General features: G+C 65.6%; 5 protein-coding genes. 1 reads left to right on the top strand and 4 read right to left on the bottom strand.

The window, feature by feature from the left end; all coding sequences use genetic code 11:
• Positions 1–334: glycosyltransferase family A protein (locus VGH85_08865; protein HEY2173905.1), on the bottom strand; the 334-nt coding region annotated here is incomplete at its 3' end.
• A 40-nt stretch (positions 335–374) separates the two neighbouring features.
• Positions 375–1916, bottom strand: coding sequence for an NAD(P)/FAD-dependent oxidoreductase (locus VGH85_08860; GenBank protein HEY2173904.1), 1542 nt, complete (start codon positions 1914–1916; stop codon positions 375–377).
• Between the two features lie 286 nt (positions 1917–2202).
• Between VGH85_08860 and VGH85_08855 the strand changes: the two genes are divergently transcribed.
• Positions 2203–2808: a GNAT family N-acetyltransferase gene (locus tag VGH85_08855; protein HEY2173903.1), complete on the top strand. Its 606-nt coding sequence runs from the start codon at positions 2203–2205 to the stop codon at positions 2806–2808.
• Between the two features lie 19 nt (positions 2809–2827).
• Here VGH85_08855 and VGH85_08850 read toward each other — a convergent pair whose 3' ends face one another.
• Both VGH85_08850 and VGH85_08845 read right to left on the bottom strand, forming a co-directional pair.
• A complete protein-coding gene (locus tag VGH85_08850; protein ID HEY2173902.1) occupies positions 2828–3295 on the bottom strand; it encodes an AAA family ATPase in 468 nt (155 codons plus the stop codon).
• The gene (locus VGH85_08845; GenBank protein HEY2173901.1) at positions 3292–4032 is read right to left on the bottom strand and encodes a class I SAM-dependent methyltransferase; all 741 of its coding nucleotides are present in this window, start codon (positions 4030–4032) and stop codon (positions 3292–3294) included. The genes VGH85_08850 and VGH85_08845 overlap by 4 nt, the downstream gene beginning before the upstream one ends.
• Positions 4033–4385: the final 353 nt, after the last annotated feature.

The following is a 4385-nucleotide window of genomic DNA, read 5'->3' as shown; positions in this document are numbered from 1 at the left end:
ACGACGGCGTACCGGCAATGACGGCGCCGCCGTCGGCGACCGACTGCAGAACGGATTCCGCCCAATCCGGCGCCACTTGTGTGTCTGCATCGAGGAAGGCGAGCACGTCGGTGTCGAGCACACCAGCGCCGGTGTTCCGAGTGTGGGCTCGGGTGCCGCTGTTCACGACGATGGTCCGGACCGGGAACGGAGCGTCGACGGTCGGGGCCGACTTCGTACGGTGGTCGACCACGACGATCTCGTCGATCGGCTTGCCTTGGGCCGAGAGTGCCTCGAGGCAGCCGCCGAGATCCGAGCGCCGACCGCTCGGGAGGACGACGACTCCGATGCTCACGACACGTGTCCGTCCGGACTGCAGGGCGACATCGCGTCCACTAGGTGATCACGCGGGCCGGCAGTACCGGGGCGGACCGGCCGGTCTCGGCCTGACCTTGCTCATCCTTCGTCGCCACCTGCTCCTCGTGATACTGCGCTTCGACGTTGACGTTCCACGCGTCGTACTCTCCGCCGAAGAGGTTGTCGACGGTCAGCAGCGCAGTCAGCATCGAGTGGTCCTGGTTGTTGTAACGGTGCATCCCGTTCCGACCGATGGGATGGACGTTGGGCACCGACGATTCGAGGAAGCGCCGAATCGTCTCGACCCGGTCCGCGTATCCCTCGTCGTACACCGGATAGGCCTTGGGCATCCGTACGACGTACCCGGCCTCGACGTCACCTTCGCCAACCAGGCCGATAGCCGCCAGCTCCGCGGTTGCGAGAGCGATGAGATCGGCATCGCCCATGGCCCACAGTTCGTCTCCCTCGAACACGAAGTACTCGAGACCGAGACAGGTTCGGCCGTCCTTCACCATGTCGGGCGACCAGGAGCCGAAGTTCTGCACCCGGCCGAGCCGCACTTCCGGGTCGTGGACGTAGATCCAGTTGTCCGGAAAACTCTTGTCAGCGGGCACGACCAGCGCCACGGTCAGGAAGTCGCGGTAGGTGAGTGCCTCGGCGGACAGCCGGACGTTGTCGGGGGCGGGCGGGTCCAGCGCCAGCACGAGTTCACTCAGGGGCATGGAGGACACAACGTGCTCGGCCGGCAACTCCTCGACAACCCCATCGACGCGGACTCCCGACTCCGCCGCCCCCGCGCGCACCTCGACGGCCACCGCGCGGTTGTCATCCCGACGGATCCGGGTGACCCGGGTCGCCAATCGCACGGCCGAGCCCTGCTCCTCGACCAGCGTCCGGACTTGCTCCCACATCATTCCCGGGCCGAGGCGCGGGTATTCGAACTCTTCGATGAGCGAGGTGATCTTGTCCGAGCCCCGCCTGGGGAACAGAGCGTGCCGGAAGGCGCTCCACAGCGAAAGATCCTTGATGCGTTGAACTGCCCAGTCGGCCTGGATCGCGCTTGCCGGTACGCCCCAGACCTTTTCGGTATAGCTCTTGAAGAACATGGCGTACAGCCGCCATCCGAACCGGGATGCCATCAATCCCTCGAAGGTGTGACGGTCACGCGGCGGCTTTATCCGCACCCACAGGTAGGAAAGCGCGCATCGCATCGACTCGGTGAGGCCGAGACCGCGCACCGCGTTGCGGATCTGGATCGGATAGTCGAAGAACTGTCCGTGGTAGTAGATGCGACTCAGTCGGGCGCGCCGAAGAAAGTCCTCGGGACCGAGCATTTCGTGCCAGAGATCGTTCACCACCTGGACTTTGGTGAAGAATCGGTGCCCACCGATATCGAACCGCCAGCCGTCCCGTTCCACGGTACGGGCGATGCCGCCGACGACCGTGTCAGCCTCTACGACGGTGCACAGGGCTCCGTGTTTTCCGAGTGCGTATGCCGCGGTCAGCCCGGCCGGGCCGGCGCCGATGATCACGACCGGGCCTGGCGTTCCCCGATCTACATCCGCCACTGCCGCGCTCACCGAGCGGTTCGTTGCCGCGACGGGTGATCGCATCACGCGTCACGCATGTTTGCGTTGGTCATTCGTTTTTTGCCCCCGGTTCAGGCGCGCATTACGTCTAGGGACGGGTAGAAGCTAGCGAGGACGCCCTGACCTGTCCCGCTGCGTGCTGGGCGTGTCCCGGAGTTTCTTGCGAATGTCGTGAATAGCTCCGCAGGTATTTAGTTTCCCCTACGCAAGCGCCATCTCCTACCGACGCCACCCTCAGGTCGGGAATCGTCGGCATACCGGGCCTACCATCACGAGAGTGACGTCCAGGGCGGACCCGCAAGAGCCGGTCCCGATCATCGAGCGAGCGACGTCGGACCGATGGGACGACGTCGCCGAGCTCCTTCCCGGCGGTGACGGGGTCGGGTGCTTATGCCAGCCGTGGCGCGGCTTCGACACGAAGGCGTTGTCCAAGGGGAGGTCTCGGCCAGAGATACTGCGCGACCAGATGGCTGGTGAGTCGCCGGCCCCCGGATTCCTCGCTTATCTCGATGCCGTGCCGGTTGGCTGGGTGGGGGTTAGCGTGCGCACGGAAACCCCTCGGCTGCAGACGTCTCGTACCATTCCGGCGATCGACGATCGGCCGGTATGGGCTATCGGTTGTTTCCGGATCCGCACCGGCTTCCGCAGACGGGGAGTCGCTGCCGCCCTGCTCGATGGCGTCGTCGATGCGGCGCGCCAGGCCGGCGCTCCCGGTGTGGAGGCCTACCCGATCGATTCAGAGGGCCGGCGGGTCGAAGTTGGCGCGGGGTACGTCGGTATCGCTTCGATGTTCGATGCGGCCGGCTTCCGTCGGGTACTCGTCACGTCCGCACACAGCGGGCGTCTCCCGCGGCTTCTCGTACGCCTTGACTTCGACGAGTAGACGATCGCCGACCGAAACGCTAACTTGCCGGTTCTACGTGGGCGAGCACCGCTGCCACCACGGCCTCGAGTGGAGGGGTGGTATCGATCTCGACCGTTGCCATGGTGCGCAGGACCGGCTCGATTGTCTCCTTGTAGCGCAGCGACTGTTCGATTTCTTCGTTCTTCTGGCCGTACGGATTGTTGGTCCGGGTACGCAGTCGCTCGGCCATGACCTCCGCCGGAGCGCTCAACAGCACAACGTGGTCGAACTGCGGCAGGAACCGGCGCATTTTGATCGACGTACCGCTGAAGAACAAGACGTCGGCGTCCTCCGTGGCCAGCGCTTCTTCGACGCGGGCCTCGTTCCACTCCCACATGCCCGTCTCGTCGAACTCCGAGAGGCCGTCGTAGTCCGCATCGACCGTCTTGTAACCGCGTCTGCGCAGCACGTCGAGGACGCTCGTCTTGCCGACGCCGGACATACCCGTGACCAATACCCTCTTCATGGTTGTGGGCGCCAGCGGACGCAGAAGACTTCATGCTGAACGGGCGCCGTGGGCAGCCCTGTTTTCGTACACACCGCCGTGAGTATGGCGTGAGCCGCTTCGAGACGATCCGCACGCTGCGCTTCGTCCATCAGCATGAAGATCGACAGGGTGCCGAGGTAGGAGCACCAGTCATCAGGAGTGGTGTGCCAGACCCACGGGAAAGTCGCAGTCTCGGTCTCCTGCGCGGGGAACGGGCCCTCGCCGATCTCACCGGTGTCGGGTGTTGGCCGGTAGTCGGGATCCAGCGCAGCCAACTCCTCCTCCCAGGGTGCGACCGGTGTCACGACGTTCCATAGCAGGCCGAGCCATCCTCCCGGCCTAAGAACCCGGCGAACTTCTTTGACCGACTGCTCGAACGGGAACCAGTGCCAGGCGTCGGCGGCGAGGACCGCGTCGACGCTGGCATCGGGCAGCGGCAGGCTCTCGGCTCCCGCGAGGTGCCCGGTCGCCTTGGGGTGCAGGCGCATGAGCACCTCGAGCATGCGCGCATCCGGCTCGACGGCGTCGACCTGAAGCCCACGTCCGATCAGTGATCCGGTCAGTGCTCCTGTGCCGGCGCCGACCTCCGCCACTCGAGAGGCATGACTCGGCAACACCCAGTCCACCGCAGCCGCGGGATAGGTCGGGCGCCAGCGGGCGTAGTCCTCTGCGCGTGAGCCGAAGCTGGTCGCCCGCTCCAGATCAATGGGGGTCATCCGCGTAGTAGACACCTGACGATAACGTCGGCTGCATGATCAGCGTGCTCATCATCGGCTTCGACCCGGCCGCACTTCCCGGCCAGGATGCAACTGCTGTGGCGCCCGCGTTCGAACAGGAGGGAATCAGCCTCACCGAGTGCCTGGTGCGCCCCGATGAGTCTGCCGACGCGCAGATCTCGGAGGCGTTGGATGGCGCATCGTGGGATTGCGTACGTGGTTCGTTCATGACGGCGGTGGCCGGCCGGCCGCTCTCAGCACCGTCGGGCCTTGCCCAGCGGTCGCCCACGATCCCGGCAGACCGATCACCGCGATGGCCGAGGTGGGCATCGGCACCAGCTCGCCCGCGAGTC

The organism is Mycobacteriales bacterium, assembly GCA_036497565.1.
In the GTDB taxonomy this organism is placed as follows: Bacteria; Actinomycetota; Actinomycetes; order Mycobacteriales; family QHCD01; genus DASXJE01.
The sequence above is the reverse complement of the archived record's forward strand: the minus strand, read 5'-3'. Positions and strand labels throughout refer to the sequence as shown.

Coding starts and splice junctions, on each gene's coding strand:
- VGH85_08850 (HEY2173902.1), bottom strand. CDS start 3,295: ATGAAGAGGGTATTGGTCACGGGTATGTCCGGCGTCGGCAAGACGAGC.
- VGH85_08845 (HEY2173901.1), bottom strand. CDS start 4,032: ATGACCCCCATTGATCTGGAGCGGGCGACCAGCTTCGGCTCACGCGCA.